Here is a 22,379-nt window from a genome sequence, read left to right on the forward strand (position 1 = left end):
AACGCTATTCTATTCCAAAAAACTGCTTGATTTCTGTTTTTCTAGAAATTTCCCTCATCAGGGGCGCGGGACCTTGATCTGCACCTTGAGCTGTTTCTTGAGAAGCTCGTAGTATGCCATAGCTTCCGCCACGGCCGAGCTTCGCAGGAAGTCCTGCTTCTGCGCGGCAGCCGCCTGCGCATCATCGGCCGGACGCTCGACGATGCGGTTGATCTTGACCACGGCATAGCCTTGCGCGCCCAGGTCAACACCCGTCCATGCAGGCAGCTGGGCCGTGGGCGCACGCAGGGCAGCGTCCACCACTTCGCGCGACTGGCCTTCGGGCTGGTCACGGCTGATCACCTTGGCTGCGGGCAATTGCGCCGCGTCAGGCTTGGCCTTCCATGCGGCGAGCTTGGCTTCGCCATCGGCCTTGGCCAGTTCGGCGGATTTTTGCGCCACATACAGGGTGCGCAGCTTGTCGCCGACCTCGGCCATGGGCAGCGTGCGGGCAGGCGTGTACTCCACCACGCGGCCGGCCACCAACTGGTTGGAACCCAGCTCCACCGCATCAGTGTTGCGCTTGTTGTTGAGCGAATCGCTGGAGAACAGCGCCTCCAGGAAACGGGGATTGGCCAGGGGGCCCTTGACGTTGGGGCCGGGCTGGCGCGTCACATGGTCTGCCTTTTGCACGGTGAGCTTGAACTTCTCGGCCACGGGCTGCAGGCTGTCCGACTGCTCGTAGACCGCGTTGGAGAAGCCTTCCGCCAGTTCGGCGAACTTGCGCTGCGCCTGCTGCTGCTTGAGTTCTGCTTCCAGCTTGGGACGCATCTGCTCGAAGCTCGGCGCCTTGGGCTTCTTGATGTCCACCAGCGAGATGATGTGGTAGCCGAAGTCGCTGTGCACCACGTCGCTGATGTCACCGACCTTCATGCCGAAGGCTGCGTCCTCGAACGGCTTGACCATGGCGCCACGACCGAAGTAGCCCAGGTCTCCACCCGACGCAGCGGAACCACCGTCCTGCGAGTTGGCCTTGGCCAGCTCGGCGAAGCGCTTGGGGTCCTTGCGCAGCTCGGCCAGCAATGCCTCGGCCCTGGCCTTGGCTTTCTCCTGCTCTGCCGCGGGGGCATCCTTGGATGCGTTGATCAGGATGTGGCTGGCGCGGCGCTCCTCGGGACCGGCCAGGCGCTCGGCGTTCTGGTTGTAGTAGGAACGCACATCGTCTTCGCTCAGCGTGATGCCGGCCTCGATGCTGGGCACATCCAGCAGCAGGTATTCCACCTTGGCCTGCTCCAGTTGCTGGAACTGGCTGGTGTGGGCGTCGTAGTAGGCCTTGAGGTCGGCCTCGGTGGGCTGGACCTTGCTGGCGTAGGCGCTGGCTTCGAAGCGTGCCACCTGCACTTCGCGGCGCTGGTACAGCGCATCGATGGCCTGCTTGACCTGGGCGTCGGTCGCAAAGGCCGTGCCCGTGACGCCACCCATCACCTGGTTCATGGACAGTTCGCGGCGCAGATTGGCCTCGAAGCCCTCAGGCGTCAGGCCCTGCGATCCGACCAAGGCGCGGTAGGCTTCGGCATCCATCGAGCCATCCGGCTTCTTGAGCGCGGCAATCGCGGGAATCTCCTGCAGCGTGCGCACCAGCTGTGCATCCGATGCGGCCAGGTGCATCTTCTGCACGGCAGCGGCCAGCACCTGGTCACGCACCATCTTCTCCAGCGTGGCGTAGCGCGCCTGCGGCGAATCCAGCAGCTTGGGGTCGACGTTGGGGTTCTCGGCGCGCAGGCGGTCGCTTTCCATGCGGTGCGCGTTCTCCCAGTCGGCCTGTTTGATCTCATGTCCATCCACACGCGCGACGATCACGCTGGATTCGGTGAAGTAGTTCTGGTTGACCCCCACGAAGATGAACGAGGGAATGATCAGCAAGAACAACAAGATCATCACGAACTTGGAATGCTTGCGGATGGATTCGAACATGGTCTGTCTTTCAGTGGCAGAAATAGAAAAGGCGAACTTTCGTTCGCCTTTTGTTCTTGGTGGGTGCTGACGGGGTCGAACCGCCGACCTACGCCTTGTAAGGGAAAATTACACCGTTACAAATCAATAGCTTACAGCGTCTACCAACTTCGCCCCACCAACTTTAAGGAGTCGAAGCGAAACATTCTACTTTCTTCCGCGCATCAGCCTCTCGCTTCACCGGGTCATATACGCCACAGCGCGGGAACGCGCTGACTTGAGGGAATCGGCGGTTACTGTATATTTATACAGCACAAGGAATTCGGCCATGCCCCACCTCATCACACCCACACAACTGGTTGCGGCCATCATGCCGCCGACACCGCTACCGGCCCCTGACAGCCCAGTACGCGCTGGCTTTCCTAGCCCTGCCGAGGACTTCAGCTGTGCGCGGATCGACTTGGCAAAGATCATGGTCAAGCATCCCCAGTGCACCTTCCTGCTACGCGTGCGTGGAGATTCGATGATTGGCGCGGGGATCTTCGACGGCGACCTGCTTGTAGTCGACAAGTATCTGCGCCCCCAGCACGGGGACATCGTTGTCGCCGAAGTCGATGGCGACTTCACTTGCAAACGACTGTGGTCCAGATTCGACCAGGTGATGCTGCGGCCAGAGAATCCCACGTATCCCGACATTCGGGCAAAAGAGGGGCAACAGCTTGAGATATGGGGCGTAGTCGTGTGCTCCGTGAAGACGTTTCGCACTCTGTGAGCTGGCCATGTTCGCGTTACTGGACGGCAACAATTTCTACGTGAGCTGCGAGCGCGTGTTCCGCCCATCGCTCAAAGGCCAACCGGTGATTGTGCTCAGCAACAACGACGGCTGTGCCATCGCCCGATCCGAAGAAGCCAAGGCGCTGGGCATCAAGATGGGCGAGCCCTTCTTCCAGTTCAAACATCGCGTGCACCAAGGACTGGTTGCCCTTTCCGCGAATTTCGTGCTTTACGGCGACATGAGCGACCGCATGATGTCTCTTGCGGCCGGGCTCGGCCCAGAGCAAGAGATCTACAGCATCGATGAATGCTTCATTGGCCTGGCGGGCGTGCGCGACGTGACGCGCAGATCCTGGGCGATTCGTGACCGCATCCTGCGCGGCGTGGGCATCCCCACGTGCATCGGCATTGGCCCCACGAAGACGCTGGCGAAACTGGCAAATCACATTGCGAAAGATGCCGAACGCAAGCCAGGAAGCTACCCGAAGGAGCTGGCTCAGGTGTGCAACCTCACCGAGCTATCGCCGACACAACTGCAGTCGCTACTGGAAAGCGTCGCTGTGGGGGATGTCTGGGGAGTGGGCCGGCGCATCAAGATGCGCTTACTGGATCACAAGATCTTCACCGCCTGGGACCTCGCGCACGCGCCTCAGCCGTTGCTGCGCGCGCATTTTGGCGTCGTTCTGGAGCGCACAGCGCGCGAGCTGCAGGGCACGTCCTGCCTAGGCCTGGAGCACGAGCCACCACCGAAGCAGCAGATTGCGTGCACCCGATCTTTCGGCCGCCCAGTCAGCGACCTGGCACCGCTTGTGGAGGCCGTGTCCACCTTTGCCCAGCGCGCGGCAGAAAAGCTGCGCGCTCAAGACCACAGGGCCGGAGCCGTACATGTTTTTACGCACACCAGCCCATTCCGTGACGGACCACGGTTTGCTCGCAGCACCACCATCCAGCTCCCACAACCCAGCAGTGACACGGCCCTGTTGGTGCGTGCTGCAGCGCGCGGGATCGCCAAGATCTACGAGCCCGGCTATCAGCTGTCGAAGGCCGGCGTGATGCTGCTGGATCTGTCCTCCGTGGCAGTGCAACAAGCCTCATTGCTCGATGAGGCCACTGGCTTCGCCCGCGACCACAGCCCGCTCATGGAGGCGATGGACCACCTCAACACGCGATTCGGCAGGGGAACAGTAGGCATGGCCAGCGCACTGCAGGATTCTGGCTGGGGCATGCGCCAGGACCGCCGGACACCCCGCTATACGACAGAGCTGAACGACATCCCCATCGCACGCACGTAATCCCAGGAGACCCCATGAAAATGCCTCTTGAGGTTGAGCTGTACCCAACCCTGCTGACCATGCCCAGATGGTTTGGCACCCCAGAGGTCCAGATCCTGCCAGGCCTTCCGGAGCACTACTCAATTGATGAGGTACAGCCCGGCTGGTTTGTTGTCACGGATCTTGACGGGGACAGGATCTACAGCGGCTTGGGGCCTGTGTCTGTTGAGAAGTCTCCGGCGCCCTTCTGAAATGCCGATTGCATGGCATCCTCAACTGAAGGCACTCCACCCGATGCTAGATGTGTTTTCCGCGCATAACTCCTGCTCGCTACCGCACGCACCATAGCTAGACTTAACATTGATCATGGCATCTGGAAAATATAGTGTGGCGGCATGCGTTAAAGCTGAACACATGATTACTCAGATGACGATGGCGGATTTACTCCTGTTTTCTTTCCTACTCTCCCAATACTAGACAAACCTTCTCTCGAGAGTTGGAAAAACTTCTCCTTTAGCTCGGGCACTTGAGAAAGCGCCTTATTAAAAGCGTCAGAGCTAATTAACTCATGCCATGGACTGCCATGATCTTCACTGCTTACAAGTCTCAAGGGCGGTTCTTCAAGACGAGCAAGTGCTGATGAGAAAAGACGCGCCTCAAATTCCTGATCAATACGCGCTGCTTCTCGCTTATAACCTTCATAAGCCTTCGCCACAGAAGCTTTGAACCCGTAATCTTCAGCAAGTCTAAAACGTTGCCCAATCTGTTTCGTAGAAATCCAAGCAAACCACAGTGGAGCACCAACGCTTAGAACAGATAGAGCAATGTTCATCCATATGACACCCCAGCGGGGATCATTGTTCGCAATGGCAGCAGATAATGTTTCTACACGATTCGATCCGATATATGCACCTATAGCCAAGGCGCATAGCAATCCAAATACCCAAATCCACATAGACATACCCAGCCGCATTGCACGCTGGTCAAATGCAGCTGCAAGCCCCTTGGTGGTCGTTATCCGATATGCCTCTTCACACTGCTGAACTAGCTTATCGGCCTCCCGCTCCCGATCAGAAATCAACTTAGCCAATTCATTTGTTTCAATATAGCGCTCATCGATTTTTCCATACAACTCAGCAGATTCAGTCGACAATCGATTTATAGTATTACGTGCCTCTTTTAACGCTTTCATGTCTGCTGGAAGGGATTCAGCCGCATCCGTTGCGTCTTGAATCTGCCTAATCTGCTCTTCCAGGCGCTCCTTGTTGGGAGCCAGCTCATCAATATCAGCCTGGATGCCCCTAAGACGGCGAGCCATTGGCGTTGGCATAGCCTTAAGGTCTTGGATTTTCTGCCATCCCAGCACAGGAAGAAAAATTGAATTCACCCAATCCAAAGTAATCATGAAGGCAGGTAAAGCCTGTTGAGCATTTCCATTAAAAATGTAAGGCACGGTTGTAGAGTGCAATAACTCCAACCTACCTGGAACCTTTTTAATCTGCTCCAGCATATTTTCGTCGATCTCGCTTAAATTCGCGTTTCTGATCTTTGAAGCCAATGCTGATGGAACATCGGCAACATCATGCCTTGTTATAGCAGGATGATGCCATCCATATGCTTCTGCAAGGGTCTTATTCTCTGACCAGGAACTGAGGACCAACTTAGATAAATTATCTAACGACTTGCAAACCGCACTAAGTTCTTCATGCATATGTAATCCATCATCTTATTAAAATAAAAAGATTTTGATACACATTGTAGACAAAAATCTCTTGCACGAACATACAGGCGGCACGGACAAGAAAGCACGAATACATAGCCTGCTAGCACATCAAAAGCAAATGACCATAACCCTTCAGCGTGAGATCAAAGGCCAAGCATCTCGCATCAGCGTGACGTCAGCGGCATGGCCATCAGCTGCTCGCGCGATTTCTGCACCGCGCTCTGCCATGCGTCCACCTCGGTCTGCCAGCTCTTGGAGTACGGCTGTGCAGGTTGAGGCGTACTGAGCGAGGGCGGGCTGGGCAGCTCCAGCGATGCGCTCGGGGAGGCCTGCAAAGTCGCCCCGCATGCCTGCAGTAGTAGTGCGCAGCTCGCGCAGACTGCGATCGAGATCCTGCTGTGCGGCCGCGTTGCGCTGGCCCGTTGCTTGGAATGTTGCGAGTGCATCGGTCAGTCCTTTCTGGAATCCAGCCATGTCGCGCACAGCCTGCTTTGTGCTGCCCAATTCGGTGCTGGTCTGTTGATGTCGCAGCTGCTCCAGCTGCAGGCCATAGCGCTGGCCCTGGGTCCACCATGCACCGCCAGCACCGATGGCAAGAGCCGCAATGGCGACTGTCAAGTGGGTAGAGAGGGGACTGATCATGGAGCAGCCCTCGCAACAAGACCTGCGCTGAAATGCCCATCCCTACCCCACTGCGCGCACAGCTCGCGCGTGGTATCGCGGCGATCAACAAGACCAGGCAGGCGCGTGGGCACGCCGTTCACAGTGCCGTAGACCCATCGCGGCATCTGCTCGCATGCCGCATTGAGCTGCCCGGCGTTGGCCAGCCGCATGACCGTGGTGTCAGGCGCGAGCGAGGATGGCACGTTGTAGGCCATGTCGATAAAGCTGGCCTGCACCCACACGTTGTAGCCGTCCCAGTGCCGCAGCGCGCGACGCGCCAAGCGCTCGGCCTCGCGGTACTTGGGACGCTCCAGGCGCTCGCAGTCTTCGGGCGTGTAGTAGCGCCCAGCCACAACTTCGGGGCCTGTGACGCCCGCGCAGACGGTCAGCGGCTGCCCCTTGCCCAGGCGGTCGATGTACGGCGTGCCGATGTGGCGGCCGCTGCTTTCGTAGTGCAGCCCGATCTCACGGGCCAGCGTCACAGCGGGGCTGGGGCCGACCTCCTGAGTGGCGACATAACCGCCAGCCGCAGTGACAGCCAAGCCCGCTGCCGTGGCCAAAAGGCGATTGCGCAAAGTCTCGTTCATCGGCCGCCTCCGCCAATGGTCAGCGCCTTCCAGAAAGCCAAGCCAGCACTGGCCATCATCACGATGTATGTGATGGGCTTTGCCACCTTGCCAATCCAGTTCAGGACCTTGAAAGCCCCCTGCGCGGCAGCGAAAAACTCCACCATTTCGGCCGTGTTGACACGTACCTTTTCCGTGGCCTCGGTGTTCGCGCGCAGCTCTGCTTCAATGCGCGTCATGCGCGCATCCCCCTCGTCCAACCGCGCATTGATGGTCCGCGCCGTATTCGGAGTGATTGCGTTTCCATAGTCGTCCTGCATGGGCACTCCTAAAGCGTTACCGCCAAAACAAAGGCCTCGTCCAGGGATTGGGGAGTACCACCCAACTGCGCCCACAGTCCCGCAAGAAACGGGTTGCTGCGCTCCCAGGTGTCAGCCTCGTACTCGATCTGCGCTTCGCGCTTTGCGGCTGCATCGGTGATCGCAGCGATGGCCGTCTCAGCGTCATCGAGCAGTCCATACGCGAGCAATGCAAGTCGGCCCTGGCGACGTGTGCAGGACTTCGGTATGAGTGCTGCAGCTTCGGCCTCGCGCTGTCGCTGCAGCTCTGCCAACTCTTCAGCGCTCAGCGGCACGACTGCCCACTGCTGCCGCCACACGCCATCGATCTCGATGGGCTCGATCTCGATGGGCTTTTGCGTATCCGCGTCGTATGTGGGCGTGTCTGAGGGCTCGACCCGCACATAGTGCTCAGTCGGAATAAAAGGCAAGCCGAACATTGTGTTTGGATTGCGCTCACGAATATCAACTTCAGTCAGCGGATATTCTTTTGTGTCGATATGGATATACATATTTAAATCTAGATAACGCGACCAAGGCGCGTGCCAGTCGCAAGCCAAGTGATATACGAGTTGCCGTCAACGTAATAACCTGCAGGTTGACCGTTACCGGGTGGTGTTGTTTCCGATGCCGATGCGGAGCCTCCGACGCCGCCCCAACTGCCAGCAAACCCCGACTGCCCGATTGATCCTCCACTGCCGCCCCAGCCACCTGAAGCCGCTGGAGCTGTATCGCCGGGGAATACCGCACCTTGATACTGATAGTCCGAACCTCGCCCGCCTGGCTGAGCAGCCATCAGCGCCAAAGTACCGGAGGCATTGAAGCCTGCGCCATTGCCCCCGCCGCCGCCAGAAGCGCCGCCTGATGAGCCGTGGTACTGCACCCATGCGCCGCCTCCGTATCCGCCTTGCCCACCCCCACCAAAAATTGTCCCGTTATTCGTGAGGCGCAAACGAGTGCGTGTGTAGAGGCCTGTGCCGCCGTTGATTAGGCCGCCTATCCGGCCGTTGTTGATGATGTGCAGCGCATCGTCCGGGATGCCGATCACCTGCAGCGATGCGACATCGACGCCGGCATTGATGACGCACTCAATCTGCATGCCTGCGACATAGCCTGCTGCGGTTGCCAGGGACAGGATGTTGGGGCTTCGCACGTTCGCCGAGATAACAACTTGCACCGCGCGGCTGGAGCAAGCCATAAGCCATCGGACGCTCATGCTGTGTGCACTCCTGCGACGAAAGCATCGATGTACCCGGCGCGCGTCCAGATAAAGGTCACAGTAACAATCTGGCCGGCGGTATATGTGGGCATGCTGGCTCCGACAGGGAATCTCAGATCAGAATTAAAAGAGACAGGCCATGCCCCCCCGTAGAACTGCATGCGCAGAGTTACCTGATCCCCAATATCTCGGAACGCCGCAGCAAAATGGGTGTTGTATTCGACAATCACATGGTGGATTGAGCCAACCTTCGGGTCCAGGTAGTACAGCTTTGCCGCTCCGGGGCCGACCCCGGTGTAAGCTGAGACGACCCGCTCACGGAAATCCAGATCGCTCAGCTCCCTCGCCCACGCTGACCAACCTGTATCGTGCTTATAGCGCCGAAACTTGGCCCCTGTCGCTGCAAAGCCGCTTAGCGTAAAGGTGGCCTCCTGCATGGACCGGACACCACCGCGATCCCAGGTCTCAACTAGCCATCCGTGAATGGTGACGTTGGTTTTGTACGGCCAGTCAATGCCACCGCCGTCGGTGGACTCAAAGAAACAGACGGTGCCCACTGGCGCCGCAGACATGGGGATGGACTTGTCGTAATAGGCGACCGAGCGCGGCACGACTTCATTTGCGCGCGGCGCCTGGTTGCCACTTGCACCCTGCGGGACTTCAATATGCCCTGTAAAGATACCGCCCCCGCGCGGCATGAACGTCGCCGGCAGATCCCCCACGCCAGGCACCCACCTCAGGACATTGCCACCCCACCAGAACCAACGATTGTTGAGATTGGGATCGGTGCCGACGTTGATATACATCGCGCCCAGCTTGATGGCCCCGCCCTGGTTGTCAGTGCTCGGCGGGACTGCCTTGGGGCCGAGCATGTACTGATCAACAGCCTGCGCGCTGGAGGCCGCAGATGCCGCAGCGCTCTGCGCCTGATTCTTGGCCGTCTCTGCCGACGAGGCTGCAGCCTGCGCAATAGCTTTCGCAGCCTCGGCCGCTGCAGCGGAATTTGCCGCCTGATTGCGATAGCCCATCGCCGCGTCTGCTTGCTCCCGAGCAACGATGGCGCAGGTTCGGCAGGCCACGGCAACCTCCCGCATGCGCGACACAGCGGGCGGGACGCTGGTGGCGTAGTTGTACGCCTCCTGGTTGAAATTGGCGCTTCCGAGCGCGGGATACTGCGAGATGGGCAGCAGGTCTGGGATGTTGACGATGTCGGTCATACGTTGCCTTTGATTTGCAGGTCCACCTGGGCCGAAGTCCAATCTGTTGAGCGCACGGTGCCGGTGACCTTGCCCACGGTGGCAAGGTGCCCGTAGCGCGGCAGGTCGCTGACCTCGATGGCCACGGCCTTGCCCAGGATCTGGTCCAGCAGCGTCTTGGCTGCAGGCGCCTGCACCGCTTCGATGACGCAGCTCAGGTTGATGTTGGTGGCCAGCCTCCCCTGCACCTCGGTGTAGGTGCCGTCCTTGCGGTCATCGACATAGGAGTAGTCGCGCGTGCTGGCTTCGACGCCGTACTGCGCGCCGCCCATGCGCTCGCGGCCAGGCAGCAAAAGCTGCTTCCAATTGCCCACGCTGATAAAGCCCACGGCCGCCTCCACCCCGGCGTTGTTTCGCGCCACGGTGATGGTGATTTCCATGCCCGGGTGAATGGGCAGATCTTTGAGGACGAAATATGTGCCGCGTTGCAGGTCGCCAAACAGGTATTCCCATTCGCCGAATGCCTGCTCCCACAACTGCGCATTGACAGGCGGCATCAGGTCCACGCCATCCGCCTTGACGGTGATGGTCAGCTTGTCGGCCTCCAGGCCGTACAGTGCCAGGCCGTTGACGAAACCAGGCCGAAGCACATAGGTCAGTGAAGTGACCCGGCGCGCTTTGGTGAACAGGTATTTGTCGAACGGCGCCATGCGGTTGGTGGGCGCCCCTTCGTCACGCTCCCAGAAGGTGGCGGCGTTGGGCGTGCCAGGCTCGTAGGTGTTGGCAGGCGCACCGGTCACGGCCTTGACGCATTCGTATGTGTAGCCATTCCACACGCGGCGCAGGCCCACGGCAGCATCTGTGCCACTGGCCCAGGCCACTTCTCCAGCGGTCGCATCGACCTCGGGAATGGTGGTGCCGGCCACGAACATTTCCGGCGTGATGGTCTTCGGAACAAGGATGTTCATATGAGAGCCTTCATGCGCATGCTGTTGCCGCCATTGGTGACGCGGTCAAACTGCTCGCCCAGCTCGGGCAATGGCGCCGTGTTGCGCGCAGTGGCCTCTGCAGGAGCACGCAAGCCCGCCACCTCGACGCGCAGGGCACTGACCTCGGCCAGCAGCGCGGCAATCAGAGCTGCGGTGTCAATGCCCTCACTGCCCCCGCGCATGGCCTGGCTGAGCTGCTGCTGGTTCCAGTAGCGGGCCGGCCCGGTGGCCTCGACTTCCCAGCCGCGCTCGCCCACCACACGCAACCCGCCAGCGTGCATGCCCCCGCTGGCGAAAGCGGGTAGCTTGATGCCGGTGATGCGCTCGACTTCCGCCCAGTCCCGGGCATACAGCCCTGACAGCGCCTCCATGTCGGACACGGTTGCGCCGGCCTTTTGCATGTCGCGCATGAGCCCTGCCAGGTCGCCTGTGCCGTCATAGCTGTGGTACTTGTCGAACAGGCTATCCAGCTTGCTGACCGTCCCCTGATCCACCACAGGCTCATACCAAGTGCCGCCCGAGCCGTCCGCACGGGGTCGCGAATATTTGGAGTCCACGGGCTCCGGCTGACCGCCACCGCCCGGCCCCCAGACCGCGCCGCCACCGTTGGTTCCGGTGCCTGGCTTGGTGCCCGGCGTGGCTGTGCCGGCATCCTTGGCCAACGTTGCCAGCAGCTTCTCGAAATAGCTCTGCACCGTGCCGGTGAGCATGGTGGTGCCGTTGACCAGCTCGTCGGCGCGCTTGGCCAGGGCATCGAGGCCTTCAATCTGCGACTGCAGGGCCTTGAGGGACCGTTCCTCGATACTCAGCTGCGATTCGCCTAGGTCGCCCAGCTCCGCAAACTTGCCCGCCCACACCAGGGCGTCGCGGCGGCGCTCGAAGTCGGTGGCGTAGACGCCGCCGGTCAAGCCCGAGCGGGTGGCTTGGATGGCAGAGCCCAGGTCGGCATAGTCGGAGACCTTGCGGCCCGCGCGCACGCCCTGCAAGGCCTCCTCGATGTAGACCATGCCGCGCGCAGCCATCCACTGCGTGGTGCTGTCCACGGTGCCATAAAGATCCGTCGCAGCACCCTTCAATTGCCCAACCGCCGCCGTGATGGCCGAGATGGATTCCTGCACGCTGCTGACGCGCTGCTGCAGCAGTTCGCGGTCACGGTTCACGGCGCGGCTGAACAGGTCGTAAGCGGCGGATTGCGCTTCCTTGGCCGCCACCTGGGCAGCACGCTCGTCCTCGATGGCCCAGATGCGTTCCTGCAGGGCGCGGTTGCTGGGGTCCAGCGCGGCCAGTTCCCGGCGGCGCAATTCTGCCGTGTTGCCCTGCATCTCCAGCAGCTTGCGCTCCAGGTCGGTGCGCTGGTCCACGCGGGCGATTTCTTCGCGCAGCGCCTGGTTGTAGTCCCAGGCGGCGCGCTCGGCTTCGCTCATGCCCTCGGTGGCCAGCTTGCGCAGGGCCTCGCGGTATTTGTCGGTCTGGCCCGTGGCGCGCAGGTATTCGGCTTCCAGCTGCCGGCGGTCGTTCTTGAGCGTGTCCAGCACCTGGCCAGCGGCATCCGCCACGGCGCCGAATTCTTTGGCCAGCGGAATGAGCTTGGCCAGCAGCTCCACGTCGCCGGCCGCCATGGCGTCCTCGATGAGCTTGCGAAACTTGGCCTTGGCGTCCTGGCCCATGCGGGGATCAATGTCAATCTTGAGGTCGGCCAGCGCCTTGTCCACGGCCTTGGCCGCGTTCTCGATGCGCTCCCGCTCGCTGTAGAAGCTGGTGTAGAACGCATCCATGCCGGCGATCAGGTCCTGGATGCCGCCGGCGCTCTTGATGAGCTTGGCAATGGCCTCGTCGCCCAGCTTGCCGAAGTTGGTGATGTTGCGGGTCCAGCCCTCGATGGCGACACCCGTCAGTTCCACGGTCTGCAGAGCCGCGTTGAAGCTCTCCAGCGTGATCTCCTCGCCCATGTCATCGAAGACATTGCGCATCCAGCTGGGGATGTCGGCCTTCTTGATTTGGTCGATGAGCGAGCCGCCCATGTCGGCCACGAATTGCGCAAAAGCCTTCTCGGGGTCGTTGCCGAGATCACGGTTTTTGTAGGAACTCAGCACTGAGCCCGTGGCTTTGTCGAGGATCTGGAAATACCCATAGGCATCCTCGTCGCCATGCTTGGGATTGACAGCAAAGCCAGCGGCGATATCAATGTCCTTGGCCGTGCCACCGGCAAACTTGGCGAGGGATTTGTAGACGTCAATCAGGGCATCGACCGTGGTGCCGACCTGCTTGCCCAAGTCCTTGTTGCTGCGCTTTGTGAAGTCGCCCAGCGCGTTGCCCCAGGCATCCTTGCCCAGAGCCTGCTGCGCGGCCTGGTCCCAGTCATCGGTGCGGGTCGAATAGACGCCGCCGCTGTGATTGGGGCCACGCGAGCCGAACAAGCCACCCTTGAGCAGCGAGAAAATGGCCAGGCCACCTGCCAGCCAGGGCAGCGCTGCACCCAGTCCACTCATGAGCGAGCCGAAGCTGCTGCCGACACCGGCCCAGCTGCCATTGCCCGCGATCAGGGCGCCAAGGGCATCGCCGCCGGCCAGGCCCACGGCATTGGCACCAGCAAGGCTGGCAGCCGAGGCACCAGGCATAAAGCCCCACATTGCCTGGGCACCTGCACCCAGCGTACCCAGGTTGTTGAGCATGCCCATGCCAGCGCCGCCGCTCTGGCCAGCCGCAGCAGGTGCGCCAAACAAACTGCCCAGGGCACCGCCAGCGATCTGGACCGTTGCCTGAATCAGCGGCTTGAAAATGAGCGTGCGCGCAAGATTCTTGAGGTACTGGCCGAACGAGAGCCCGCCTTGCATCAGCTGGTCAGCCAGGCTCTGGCCGATCTGGTCCACACCCTTTTGCCACTCCGATGTGCTGGCCTTGGCAGCCTCGGCCGATGCTTCGCGCGAAGCCTTCACCGAGGTCAGGCCCAGGCGCTCGCGCAGCAGCTCGATTTCCTGCTGGAGCAGCGCGTGCTCCATGGTCATGGTGCCGGTGAGCGCGGCGGCGCGCTCCATCTCGGCCAGCTGCTGCTCTTTGCTCAGGATGATGGCCATCTGCCGCTGCTCGATGACCACGCGCTGCTGCTCGGCGCTCAGGCCGATCAGCTCAATCTCGTCGCGCAGCGCCTGGTTGCTGGCCGTCAGCTCCTCGACTGTCTTGCCCTGGGTGGTCATCCACTCCTGCCGGTACTTGCGCTCTTCCTCGGCCAGCTTCAGCGCCTTCTGCCTGGCTTCGTTTTCCTTCTCCAGCGTCTTGAGGGTCTTGAGCTTGGCTTCGATGTTGGCGCGCTCGGTGGAGTTGAGCCCCTTGAGCGAGCCCAGCAGGTCCTGCGAATACTTGATGCGCAGCTTGTCGGCTTCGCCCAGCTTCTCCCCGCCGGAGATTTCCAGGCGCTGGGCGGCAATCTTTTCCTCAATGGAATCGACCAAGTTGCCATAGGCCGTATGCAGCTGCTTGGCGGAGGCAGCACGGGCCTTGGCCGATTCGTCTTCCTTGTAGTTTTCCTTGGCCAGCTTGCTGACCAGCTCGACATAGGCAGCCTCGGTAATGCGGCCGGCCTGGCGCAGCTCGTTGAGCTTTTGAAGCTGCGGCAAATAGTCTTTGTTGACGCCGTAGAGACCACGGCGAATCTCCGCCAGCTCCTCCTCAGCCTTTGCTTCTTCCTGGGCGAGCCTGGCCGCCTCATCTGCAAACGACTGCCCACGCCCCTTGTATTGCATTTGGTTGCGAGGGTCCTTTGCATCAATCGCCTTCAGCTTGCCTTCCAGTTCCTGTATGGATTTCTTTCGCTCCTCAATCCCAAGGTCGATATTTCGCAGAAAGCCGGGATCACGACCATTGGTGCGCGCAAATGCCTTGTCCGACTCCAACCGTTCAATCTCTGCCTTCAGCCCAGTGATGGAACGATGGATGCCATCGACAGAATTGCTGATGGCACTTACTGCTGCCACTCCAACACCAGCAACCGCACCGATGCCCAACAGAGTGAGCGCCACAGGATTCGCCAATGCGACCGCTGCCAACGCACTGAATGCGCCCGTCAAAATTCCGATGGCGCCGACAACACCCATGATTCCAGCGACGACCGCCGCTCCGCCCAAGGCGCCGAGCATCCCTGTCACCAACCCTTGATTGCTCTTAATCGCATCACCAAGCCAATCAATGGCATCGGTTACCAGACGCACGCCAGCCGCAGCCTTTTCAGCGAACCCAGTGCTCTCATTGATCTTGCGAAAGAGCTTGTCCCAAGAATCGCCAAGAGCGGAAAGTGCCCCATCCAGGGTTTTCGAGCGCTCCTCCATAGCCCCACCGAAGGCGGTATTGCCAATGCTTTCCAGATAGGCAGTGATCTCCTTTGCAGAATTCTTTACCTTCGTGGTGACACCCTGGAAGGTGAAAGCCACCATCTCGCCCTGCTTAGACGCCTTGATGCCGAATTCCTTCAGGCGCTCGAATTCGCCAGTGGACGCATCCGCCACGGCCTCGATCATCTGCATGAGGCTCTTACCCATGCCGGCTGCTGTGTTGCCGAAACTGGTGAGCTTGGCCTGGGTCGGATCAAGACCCAAGGCCTTCATCTTCACAAACGCCTCGGTAGCCTGAGCCAGACCGTAGGGAGTGTCCTTTGCGAACTGCTCAATCCAAGCCATTTCACGGCCGGCAGCCAGGGCACTTCCCGTAACTGTGACCAGCGAGCTATTGAGCTTGTCGAACTCGCGCTGCACGGACACCAGCTTGGCCGCGAACGCTGTGACGGTGAACCCCGTGAACACGCCACCGAGCAACGTGCCTAGGCGCCCCAGCGAGCCTGCCATGCCATCGACCATGCCCGTGACGGTGCGCTTGGACTTCTCGACTTCGGCCTGCAGCTGTGAGCTGTCGCCCGTAATCAGAAACCGCAGGTAGTTGATATTGCTGGAGCCGATCATGCAGCCCCCTGCATGTCACTTCGGCGCGCGTCGGAACGAGCGCAGCATGTCACCCAGGCCGCTGGACACGCGCTCGCGCCGCTCCTCGGCCTGCTCAGGTGACTCATCGACACTGCCTGGCCGTGGGGCAGCAGGGTCCTTGGCAGCGTCCTTGGCGACCAGCCATGCGATGGACAGGTCGCAGAGCGTTTTGCCCTCCCAGGGCGTGAGCTGCACGCCATGAATGGACTGCCATGCCACCAGCTGCTCGTAACCGACGGGCGTTTCGCCCATGGGCGACTGCAGCGATGGCCCCAGGTCGAAGAACACTTCGAGGAGATAGCCGGCCGGGCCAGGGTCAGGCATGTCAGGCTCACGGCCTTCTGTCCTGATTTTCTCGATGCGTGTGATCCTGGGTTCTTCATCTTGCTGCTGAGCCTTTTTCCCGGTCTTGGTCTTGAGCGGGGCGTTGAGCCACGCCCACGTGCGCACGTAAAGGCTCAGACCTTCGGCGCACTCTTGGAAAAATTTGCCCAGTCGGCCGCGAAGGCGTTGACCTGGTCAGCCACGTAGCCGCAAGTTGGATCGGAGTACAGGGCCAGCATCGCTTCGCGCACCGAACGGCCTTCAAGATCCAGACCTTCGACCGAATGCGTGATGTCGGCCAGGATCACGGCGGTATCGGCCGTGCGCTCTTCTGGCGTCCGTTCTTCCAACGCACGCCGGCTTTTCTTGACCAGCGCCATGACGCGACGCTGGGCCCGCAGTTGCGCCTGGCGATGCTCCTCGGAACCAGGGCCAAAGACGTGAATGCGAACAGGCAGTTCCTTGGCCTCATCGCCGTGCGACGGGTCCTTGTAGAACATGAGTTCACCTGCCGCATCCTTCAGATGCATGGGAGCTGTGTTTGCGACGGTCAGTTGGGAAAGCTTGAGCATGGTGGTGGCGATGAAAAAAAAATGAGGGGCATGCCACCCGGCCGCAGCCGGGCATGGCAGCGGCGAATTACTCGGGGATGAAGCTGGCCTGTACGGCCACGTTGGCGAGCACGTTGGCATCGGAGCGCGGGTTGTCCGTGCTGTTGTCGCTCCACTTCTCGAAGTCGAAGCCGGCGGCAGCCTGCGCGTACACGGGCTTGCCCGTGGCGCCCTGGGGCACGGTCTGGGCTGCCGGGCCAACGATGGAGCCGTTGGCACCAGCCGTGTAAGCCAGCGTGTGCGTGATGGCCGGCACTTCGATAATGTCGTTGTCCACTTCCAGCTGCGCCGTGTGCGCGGTGATGGAGTCCACGCTGCCCACGTTGAGCTTGAAGCTCATGCACTGCGCCGTGAAATAGTGGCTCGAAGCGTCCTGCAGCCGGATGCAGTAGCTGTAGCTGTCGTCCGATTGGGATGCAGCCTTGAGCAGCACCTGACCCTCGTCGTTCATGTCGCGGGCCATGGGCACGGTCAGGCTGCCATCGTTGAAGCTGCCCTTGCGCTTGACGATGCGGCGGGTTGCCAGGGGCGAATGCGTGGCCTGGTTGTATTCCCGGCCCAGTTCGGCCAGGTCGGTGATCTCAGCGATCTCTTTGAAGTCCAGGGCCTGGAAGCCGGCCGCATCGTAGGATGCTGGCCGGGCGGCGCAGATCAGCAGCTTGCTGCCTGCCGAGGTACGAACGTTTTGGACTGCCATGGTCGTTTCCTTTCAGGGATGGGATGCCGGGCCGCGCGGGGCGCCCTCGGCGGTGAGGTATCGGCACAGCCACATGCCGCGCACGATGTAGATGGGCTGGGTAGCGGCGTCGTCCCACTGCCCACGGATGCCGCGCAGGCGCGGTGGCGCGATCAGCAGGCCGGCCAGCACGCCGTCAGCAGCAGGCCCCATGCGCTCCTCGATCTGCGCATGCAGTTCCATGGCCTGTTCGCGTGCCTGGTCTCCCGTGGCGATGCTGGTGACATCAACCAGGAATTCCCGGTGCAGCGTGGCCAGGCCACCGCGCCCACCCGAGAGGGGTTCGATGCCCTCGTCTGCCGCGCTGATATCAATGGCTGGCAGGGCACTTACCGGGTATGCGTTGCGACCTTCGACGCGGACCTTGTCGCCAGCCAGGGTGGCCGCGAGGACAAGATCCACGCGCCAAGCGGCCAGGATCTGCTGTTGCATGTGCTGCGCCATGTCAGGCCACCTCCAGCTGCAGCAGCAGCCAGCCGGACTCGTCGGGCTGGGGCGGCTCGGCGATCCTGTAGGTGACCTGGTCGATCTCGATGGGCTCGCCCTGGGCGATGCCAGGCACCATGTCTGCGGGCAGCCGGCAGGCCAGGACATAGGCGCCCACCATGCCCAAGGCCTCGCGCGGGCCGCGCCGCAGGATGACGCCGAAGGGCTCGCCGCCCTGCCAGACAGCCACCGCATTGGCGTGGTGCCGCTGCTGGGCTGAGCGCACGCGCCCTGCCCGCTCGGCGCCTGGGATGAGGAGGAAAGTCATGCCCTGCCCTGCTCCGCTCAGGCCGCGACGGTGCCGATGACACCGGGCAGGCAGACGGCGCCCTGCGTGGCCGCACTGTCGGCCGCCTCGAAGGCGAACGCCGCCCCCGTCACGTCGCCGGCTGTGGCCGCGCCGCCCACTGCGAATGCGCCGGTTTCGACATCCCAGCGCAGGGGCTGGCCCTGCGTCCATGCAGTGCCTGCCGCTTTGGGCAGGACGAAGACGCCCACGCGCTCGGCGTTGTAGGGCTCGCCGACCTGGGCCGGGCCATTGGCCACGGCGAGGATGGCGCCGACGGCCACGGGCTGGCCTGCAGCCACTGCGGCGGCAGCTGCCAGGACCTCGATGACGTGGCCGCGCTGTTGGTAGTTTTTCATGGGTTGAACTCCTGAAAGCGTGTGTGTGGGTGGCGGCGCGTTCAGGCGCCGTTGCTCTTGGCCAGGCCGTGCCAGTCCAGGCACTTGGCGGCAAAGTCCAGGCTGGCGCGCAGCTTCACGCCGTCCACGTCTTCGCTGGAGAAGGTCTCGGTGCGCAGACCCTCGTAGCCGTCCACGTAGGCGAACTCGACGGTGTCGATCTGGCCGGCGCGGGCCGCCAGGTAGAACGCGGTGGTGGACACGTCATCCAGCAGCGGCTCCACGATGGGCTCCAGCGCCGTGCGGCCGCCCGTGCGGAATTCGTTGATGTCGCCGGCCTTGGTAGGCTGGTAGTTGGGGCTGGTGTACTGGTAGGCCAGGGTTTCCAGGTCGGAGGGGACCAGCAGGTAGGCCGGAGCGATGTTCAGCGCCTCCTCGTCCCGGCCCTTTTGCTTGCGCATCAGCGTGCGCAGGCTGGACAGTGCTTCCAGCGAGAACTTGGACCCTGCGCCGGTCAGCAGGTTGTTGTGCTCGGCATCGAACAGAGGCTCGCCATCGGACATGTCCGGGTTATTGAGGATCTGGCCATAGACCAGACGGTTTTCGAGGCTCCGCGCTGCGGCGGCAAATTTGGTCCCTGTGCGTGTCAGGGCGTCCAGATCGTCATTGACGATCATCTGGCGGGTGATCGCCAGCGAGCGGCCGAACGTGAAGGCGCGGTAGCCCGTGGCATCCTCGGAAAGGCTGCCGTAGGTGTACTCGCCGTGCTCGTTGAGCTTCTTGAGTTCGACATCACCGGCCACGCCGATGACCTGGCGGATGCGGAAGTCCGGCAGGTTGGGGGCGCGGCGCGCCCACAGCTGGTAGGTGCTGGGCGCCTCGTCATAGGCCGCACGCAGCACGCGCTGGCCCACGCCGCCCAGCAGCGCAGGGAAGTCGCCCGTGCCCAGCATGCCGGAACGCACGCGCAGCGCCACGTTGACGATCTCGGCGCGGCTCATGCCGCGCGTCTTCTGGCCCAGCCCCTCAACCACCTCGCGCGCCATCTCCACCATGGTCATGGCGCGATACTGGCGGCCGTTGTCATCCAGCTGTGCGCCTGGGTTCAGCCGGTGCATGAGCGCGTTTTCGATGCCGCGCATGCGGCTCTCGTGCTCATCGCCCACGGTGCGAATGGAGGTCGTGGGGCCAGTGGCCTGCTCCTGGCTTCGCCGGTCCAGCGCGGTCAGCACGGCGGCGCGGGCCTGGTCCATGGTGGACTGGTTGCGCAGCAGTTCGGTCTGCAGATCGGCCAGGTTGTGGCGCTGGCACAGCGCAACAATGTCGGCGGCGCGCTGGCCGTCGAACGTGCCAACAGGCGCGGGCTGGGGCGTGCCCTCGATCTGGCGATTCTGAGGAACCTGCGACACGTTGGCGGGCGCGGCGCCGGGATTGGTGTTGGCGGTCTGGCCGCCTTCACCGGCTTGGTTTGCTTGGGGCATACGTTGGTGCTCCTGGGTGGTGGGTTGGGCGGCTGCCCGTTGGAAGAACTCGCACGGCATGCCGCCCTGGGGCGCTGCACCGGACGGGGCCTGGGAAGTGGGTGCGCTGCGCGTGCCGGCGTTGGGGTCGGCAGGCACAGTGACGAAAGAGATTTCCTGCGGGGTCCAGGCGACTGCGCGGTAGAGATCGACGTTGATGCCGTCCGTGCGGTCCTGTGCGCGGGTGATTTCGTAGCGCTGGACGCTGTAGCCAAAGCTGATGGCGCGGATGATCCCGGCGCGGATGTCAGCCACGATGCCGGCCAGCTCGGGACGCTGGCTCAGCCGGATCACGGCCCGACCTTCACCACCTTCGATCCAGCCGCGCTCGGCAATTCCGAGGATGGCAGCCACGCCGCCATAGGCGCGGTGACCGTCCAGCACCTGGACAGTGCCGGCGTCAAAACGGGCCATGTCCACGGCCTCGGGAGTGATCTGCAGGTCCTCGTCGTAGGGACGGTCGTTCCACCAGTCGTAGCGGCGCACCATGGCGCCCGTGGTCCAAACCACCTCGACCGTGCTGTCGGCCTCGTTGTAGGTGTCGGGGACCAGGCTTGCGGCGCGCGTCTGCACCGGCAAATCGTGGACCTGGGGCGCGGAAGATTGGGCGTTGGCTTGTGGCATGGCGCTCAGTTTTCCGGTTTGACTGTCTCAAATCCCGGAAAACTGAGACGATTTCACTTCTGCCCCTGCCCCTCCATCTGGGCCACCAGATCGATGGGGTTCTGCGCACCCCACAGCGCAGCCAGCAGCGGCAGGATGCCGCGATCACGCAGCTGCACCAGGTCGCCCTCCAGCTCGCTGAAAACGGCCTCAGGGTCATAGCCCCGGCGCCGGATGACTTCGCTGATGCTCTGCATGCCGCCCTTGACGGCGCTCAGGTCGCTGGCCACGTCCTGCACGGGGTTCGGGCTGGCCCAGCGGGGCGTGCTCCAGTCCGGCGCAGCCACATCGGCCGGCACCGTGGCCACCAGATCCACGGCCGCCACGAACCACCGCGCAATGGGCGCGCACAGGCGCGGCACGGTGACGCGCCACTGCTCGGACTCGACTTCGGCCCGGAACTGGTTCATGGACATGCGCGAGGTGCTGAAATTCACCTCGGTCAGGTCGCCCGTCATCAGCTCGTAGGGGCAGCGATAGCCTGCGGCCACCTCCTTCCAGCCCCCTTTCATGTAGTCGCCAAAGCCCGGCACGGCCTTGGGCTCGATGAAGGTGGGATTGCTCATGCCTGGCGGCAGGCCCACGATGCCGCCGCCAGCAAGATCGCCCAGATCCATCAGGCCGGGCTTTTGCCCTGCGGCCTCGTCTGGCAGCAGCGGCGGCGGCATGCCTCCGGCCCCGTCCATCTCGGCCAACACCCCCATGCGCGATTCCAGCTGCTTGCGCTGCAGCTCGGAGTCGCCGTAGGTATGCAGGTCGCGCACCTTGGCGATGATGGGCGCCAGGCGCGTGATGCCGTCCTGCTGGCCAGCTCGCTCGGGGTCGAAGAAGTGGATGATTTCATCTGCCGGCACGCGCTGGCTGGTGCCGCTGCGGCCTAGGGTCCACATGCCGGTATCACCGGGGTGGCGGTCGAACAGGTAATAGGCCAGGCGCTGCCCGCGCTTGTCGTACTCGATTCCCCGGATGATCTCGCGCCCTCCAGCCAGCACGCCATTGCGCTCCGCGTCCAGGAAATCGATCTCCAGCAGCTGCAGCTTGAGCGGCACCGTGGAGCCCATGCGCTGGATGTGCTTGCGGATGAGCACGGCGCCGTCCACGTCGCGCGTGCGCTCGGCCTTGTACTGCAGGCCGTAGAAGTCCAGCAGGCCGTCGTAGTCGGCATGGGGCACCCATTCGCGCCAGCGCTTGGCCAGGCCCTCGTCGGCCCACACGGGCACGATGCCCTGGCCCACGCGCATGGCGAGCACGGCATTGACGGCGCGCACGATGTTCGGCACGTTCTGCGCGAGTGAGCGCGCACGCATGCGCAGCTCGCGCGCATCAGCGGCGTGGTCTGCCGTGGGGCTGGCCCCCGAGCGCTTGACGCGCCAGCCATCGGCGCGGCTGGCGCCCTCGTAGGCGCGCACCAGCATTTCCCGGGCGACTTGGCGGCGCACGCCCTGTGCGGGCGAGAAATAGCCGACAACACGGTCAACCAGCGTAGGGGAGGCCCTGCGGGCCACGGTACGGCGCTGCATGATCAGCGGTCCCGCAGGCCGGCGAAGCGAAAGCGCGCCACCAGGGCGCGCGCCTGGCCGGTGCCGGCCACGGCCGAAATCTGCGTGTGCAGATCCCGGCGCGCGGCCTTCATCTCATCCAGGCTGCGATAGGTGACCGAGGCGCCATCCTCGGTCGTGATGGTGCGCTCGCCACTGTGGATGGCGGCATTGAGGCGCGCGAGGCGCATCTGGAGGTCTTGGAGCGTGCTCATATGCCGCACGCTACCGGGGCA

At 62.5% G+C, this 22,379-nt stretch carries 22 protein-coding genes and 1 pseudogene; 3 read left to right on the top strand and 20 right to left on the bottom strand.

Annotation, left to right across the window (positions count from 1 at the left end; translation table 11 throughout):
• Nucleotides 1-57: 57 nt before the first annotated feature.
• Complete coding sequence (locus DTS01S_RS18720) at nucleotides 58-1,953, bottom strand: SurA N-terminal domain-containing protein (protein WP_061288328.1); 1,896 nt, start codon at nucleotides 1,951-1,953, stop codon at nucleotides 58-60.
• Nucleotides 1,954-2,260: 307 nt separating this feature from the next.
• Here DTS01S_RS18720 and DTS01S_RS18725 point away from each other — a divergent pair, with 307 nt between their 5' ends.
• From DTS01S_RS18725 to DTS01S_RS18735, 3 genes are read left to right on the top strand one after another with little or no spacing between them, the layout of a single operon-like run.
• Nucleotides 2,261-2,704 (top strand): LexA family protein, encoded by a 444-nt coding sequence (locus tag DTS01S_RS18725; RefSeq protein WP_061288330.1) that lies wholly within the window; start codon nucleotides 2,261-2,263, stop codon nucleotides 2,702-2,704.
• A gap of 7 nt (nucleotides 2,705-2,711) precedes the next feature.
• Nucleotides 2,712-3,998, top strand: coding sequence for a Y-family DNA polymerase (locus DTS01S_RS18730; RefSeq protein WP_061288332.1), 1,287 nt, complete (start codon nucleotides 2,712-2,714; stop codon nucleotides 3,996-3,998).
• Between the two features lie 14 nt (nucleotides 3,999-4,012).
• Nucleotides 4,013-4,228 carry a hypothetical protein gene (locus DTS01S_RS18735; RefSeq protein WP_082774927.1) on the top strand — a complete coding sequence of 72 codons (216 nt, stop codon included), beginning with the start codon at nucleotides 4,013-4,015 and terminating at the stop codon, nucleotides 4,226-4,228.
• A 167-nt stretch (nucleotides 4,229-4,395) separates the two neighbouring features.
• Here the strand turns inward: DTS01S_RS18735 and DTS01S_RS30550 are convergent, their stop codons facing one another.
• From DTS01S_RS30550 to DTS01S_RS18815, 19 genes and pseudogenes are all read right to left on the bottom strand, one after another.
• Nucleotides 4,396-5,688 carry an AAA family ATPase gene (locus DTS01S_RS30550; protein ID WP_139223864.1) on the bottom strand — a complete coding sequence of 431 codons (1,293 nt, stop codon included), beginning with the start codon at nucleotides 5,686-5,688 and terminating at the stop codon, nucleotides 4,396-4,398.
• Nucleotides 5,689-5,832: 144 nt separating this feature from the next.
• Nucleotides 5,833-6,342 (bottom strand): hypothetical protein, encoded by a 510-nt coding sequence (locus DTS01S_RS18740; RefSeq protein WP_061288334.1) that lies wholly within the window; start codon nucleotides 6,340-6,342, stop codon nucleotides 5,833-5,835.
• A complete protein-coding gene (locus DTS01S_RS18745; RefSeq protein WP_061288336.1) occupies nucleotides 6,339-6,950 on the bottom strand; it encodes a lysozyme in 612 nt (203 codons plus the stop codon). The genes DTS01S_RS18740 and DTS01S_RS18745 overlap by 4 nt, the downstream gene beginning before the upstream one ends.
• Entirely contained in the window at nucleotides 6,947-7,249 is a 303-nt protein-coding gene (locus tag DTS01S_RS18750) for a hypothetical protein (RefSeq protein ID WP_034392018.1), read from the bottom strand. The genes DTS01S_RS18745 and DTS01S_RS18750 overlap by 4 nt, the downstream gene beginning before the upstream one ends.
• 8 nt (nucleotides 7,250-7,257) lie before the next feature.
• Nucleotides 7,258-7,779, bottom strand: coding sequence for a hypothetical protein (locus tag DTS01S_RS31260; RefSeq protein ID WP_254788032.1), 522 nt, complete (start codon nucleotides 7,777-7,779; stop codon nucleotides 7,258-7,260).
• An 8-nt stretch (nucleotides 7,780-7,787) separates the two neighbouring features.
• A complete protein-coding gene (locus DTS01S_RS31420; RefSeq protein WP_074931952.1) occupies nucleotides 7,788-8,483 on the bottom strand; it encodes a hypothetical protein in 696 nt (231 codons plus the stop codon).
• On the bottom strand, nucleotides 8,480-9,703 hold the full coding sequence (locus DTS01S_RS18760; protein WP_061288340.1) for a hypothetical protein: 1,224 nt from the start codon (nucleotides 9,701-9,703) through the stop codon (nucleotides 8,480-8,482). The genes DTS01S_RS31420 and DTS01S_RS18760 overlap by 4 nt, the downstream gene beginning before the upstream one ends.
• The gene (locus DTS01S_RS18765; protein ID WP_061288342.1) at nucleotides 9,700-10,650 is read right to left on the bottom strand and encodes a hypothetical protein; all 951 of its coding nucleotides are present in this window, start codon (nucleotides 10,648-10,650) and stop codon (nucleotides 9,700-9,702) included. Before DTS01S_RS18765 ends, DTS01S_RS18760 begins: the two co-directional genes overlap by 4 nt.
• Nucleotides 10,647-14,285: a hypothetical protein gene (locus DTS01S_RS18770; protein ID WP_255247325.1), complete on the bottom strand. Its 3,639-nt coding sequence runs from the start codon at nucleotides 14,283-14,285 to the stop codon at nucleotides 10,647-10,649. The genes DTS01S_RS18765 and DTS01S_RS18770 overlap by 4 nt, the downstream gene beginning before the upstream one ends.
• A 684-nt stretch (nucleotides 14,286-14,969) precedes the next feature.
• A pseudogene (locus tag DTS01S_RS31270) lies at nucleotides 14,970-15,620 on the bottom strand (tape measure protein); the annotation flags it as partial.
• Nucleotides 15,621-15,635: 15 nt separating this feature from the next.
• Complete coding sequence (locus tag DTS01S_RS18775) at nucleotides 15,636-15,965, bottom strand: phage tail assembly chaperone (RefSeq protein ID WP_061288346.1); 330 nt, start codon at nucleotides 15,963-15,965, stop codon at nucleotides 15,636-15,638.
• Between the two features lie 134 nt (nucleotides 15,966-16,099).
• Nucleotides 16,100-16,537 carry a hypothetical protein gene (locus DTS01S_RS18780; RefSeq protein ID WP_061288348.1) on the bottom strand — a complete coding sequence of 146 codons (438 nt, stop codon included), beginning with the start codon at nucleotides 16,535-16,537 and terminating at the stop codon, nucleotides 16,100-16,102.
• Between the two features lie 67 nt (nucleotides 16,538-16,604).
• A complete protein-coding gene (locus tag DTS01S_RS18785; RefSeq protein ID WP_061288351.1) occupies nucleotides 16,605-17,273 on the bottom strand; it encodes an InlB B-repeat-containing protein in 669 nt (222 codons plus the stop codon).
• 12 nt (nucleotides 17,274-17,285) lie between these two features.
• Nucleotides 17,286-17,744: a hypothetical protein gene (locus DTS01S_RS18790; protein ID WP_254788033.1), complete on the bottom strand. Its 459-nt coding sequence runs from the start codon at nucleotides 17,742-17,744 to the stop codon at nucleotides 17,286-17,288.
• A 13-nt stretch (nucleotides 17,745-17,757) separates the two neighbouring features.
• Nucleotides 17,758-18,066 carry a head-tail joining protein gene (locus DTS01S_RS18795; RefSeq protein WP_061288355.1) on the bottom strand — a complete coding sequence of 103 codons (309 nt, stop codon included), beginning with the start codon at nucleotides 18,064-18,066 and terminating at the stop codon, nucleotides 17,758-17,760.
• 17 nt (nucleotides 18,067-18,083) lie between these two features.
• Nucleotides 18,084-18,443 (bottom strand): DUF2190 family protein, encoded by a 360-nt coding sequence (locus DTS01S_RS18800; RefSeq protein ID WP_061288357.1) that lies wholly within the window; start codon nucleotides 18,441-18,443, stop codon nucleotides 18,084-18,086.
• Between the two features lie 41 nt (nucleotides 18,444-18,484).
• Nucleotides 18,485-20,566, bottom strand: coding sequence for a prohead protease/major capsid protein fusion protein (locus tag DTS01S_RS18805; protein ID WP_061288360.1), 2,082 nt, complete (start codon nucleotides 20,564-20,566; stop codon nucleotides 18,485-18,487).
• Between the two features lie 53 nt (nucleotides 20,567-20,619).
• Nucleotides 20,620-22,125 carry a phage portal protein gene (locus DTS01S_RS18810; protein ID WP_061288362.1) on the bottom strand — a complete coding sequence of 502 codons (1,506 nt, stop codon included), beginning with the start codon at nucleotides 22,123-22,125 and terminating at the stop codon, nucleotides 20,620-20,622.
• A 2-nt stretch (nucleotides 22,126-22,127) separates the two neighbouring features.
• Nucleotides 22,128-22,358: a phage head-tail joining protein gene (locus tag DTS01S_RS18815; protein WP_061288364.1), complete on the bottom strand. Its 231-nt coding sequence runs from the start codon at nucleotides 22,356-22,358 to the stop codon at nucleotides 22,128-22,130.
• Nucleotides 22,359-22,379 lie beyond the last annotated feature (21 nt).

The organism is Delftia tsuruhatensis NBRC 16741, assembly GCF_001571325.1.
GTDB lineage: Bacteria > Pseudomonadota > Gammaproteobacteria > Burkholderiales > Burkholderiaceae_C > Comamonas > Comamonas tsuruhatensis.

Bases quoted from the DNA above. Each gene is read 5' to 3' on its own strand.
- DTS01S_RS18720 (WP_061288328.1), bottom strand. From the start codon at position 1,953: ATGTTCGAATCCATCCGCAAGCATTCCAAGTTCGTGATGATCTTGTTG.
- DTS01S_RS18725 (WP_061288330.1), top strand. From the start codon at position 2,261: ATGCCCCACCTCATCACACCCACACAACTGGTTGCGGCCATCATGCCG.
- DTS01S_RS18730 (WP_061288332.1), top strand. From the start codon at position 2,712: ATGTTCGCGTTACTGGACGGCAACAATTTCTACGTGAGCTGCGAGCGC.
- DTS01S_RS18735 (WP_082774927.1), top strand. From the start codon at position 4,013: ATGAAAATGCCTCTTGAGGTTGAGCTGTACCCAACCCTGCTGACCATG.
- DTS01S_RS30550 (WP_139223864.1), bottom strand. From the start codon at position 5,688: ATGCATGAAGAACTTAGTGCGGTTTGCAAGTCGTTAGATAATTTATCT.
- DTS01S_RS18740 (WP_061288334.1), bottom strand. From the start codon at position 6,342: ATGATCAGTCCCCTCTCTACCCACTTGACAGTCGCCATTGCGGCTCTT.
- DTS01S_RS18745 (WP_061288336.1), bottom strand. From the start codon at position 6,950: ATGAACGAGACTTTGCGCAATCGCCTTTTGGCCACGGCAGCGGGCTTG.
- DTS01S_RS18750 (WP_034392018.1), bottom strand. From the start codon at position 7,249: ATGCAGGACGACTATGGAAACGCAATCACTCCGAATACGGCGCGGACC.
- DTS01S_RS31260 (WP_254788032.1), bottom strand. From the start codon at position 7,779: ATGTATATCCATATCGACACAAAAGAATATCCGCTGACTGAAGTTGAT.
- DTS01S_RS31420 (WP_074931952.1), bottom strand. From the start codon at position 8,483: ATGAGCGTCCGATGGCTTATGGCTTGCTCCAGCCGCGCGGTGCAAGTT.
- DTS01S_RS18760 (WP_061288340.1), bottom strand. From the start codon at position 9,703: ATGACCGACATCGTCAACATCCCAGACCTGCTGCCCATCTCGCAGTAT.
- DTS01S_RS18765 (WP_061288342.1), bottom strand. From the start codon at position 10,650: ATGAACATCCTTGTTCCGAAGACCATCACGCCGGAAATGTTCGTGGCC.
- DTS01S_RS18775 (WP_061288346.1), bottom strand. From the start codon at position 15,965: ATGCCTGACCCTGGCCCGGCCGGCTATCTCCTCGAAGTGTTCTTCGAC.
- DTS01S_RS18780 (WP_061288348.1), bottom strand. From the start codon at position 16,537: ATGCTCAAGCTTTCCCAACTGACCGTCGCAAACACAGCTCCCATGCAT.
- DTS01S_RS18785 (WP_061288351.1), bottom strand. From the start codon at position 17,273: ATGGCAGTCCAAAACGTTCGTACCTCGGCAGGCAGCAAGCTGCTGATC.
- DTS01S_RS18790 (WP_254788033.1), bottom strand. From the start codon at position 17,744: ATGCAACAGCAGATCCTGGCCGCTTGGCGCGTGGATCTTGTCCTCGCG.
- DTS01S_RS18795 (WP_061288355.1), bottom strand. From the start codon at position 18,066: ATGACTTTCCTCCTCATCCCAGGCGCCGAGCGGGCAGGGCGCGTGCGC.
- DTS01S_RS18800 (WP_061288357.1), bottom strand. From the start codon at position 18,443: ATGAAAAACTACCAACAGCGCGGCCACGTCATCGAGGTCCTGGCAGCT.
- DTS01S_RS18805 (WP_061288360.1), bottom strand. From the start codon at position 20,566: ATGCCACAAGCCAACGCCCAATCTTCCGCGCCCCAGGTCCACGATTTG.
- DTS01S_RS18810 (WP_061288362.1), bottom strand. From the start codon at position 22,125: ATGCAGCGCCGTACCGTGGCCCGCAGGGCCTCCCCTACGCTGGTTGAC.
- DTS01S_RS18815 (WP_061288364.1), bottom strand. From the start codon at position 22,358: ATGAGCACGCTCCAAGACCTCCAGATGCGCCTCGCGCGCCTCAATGCC.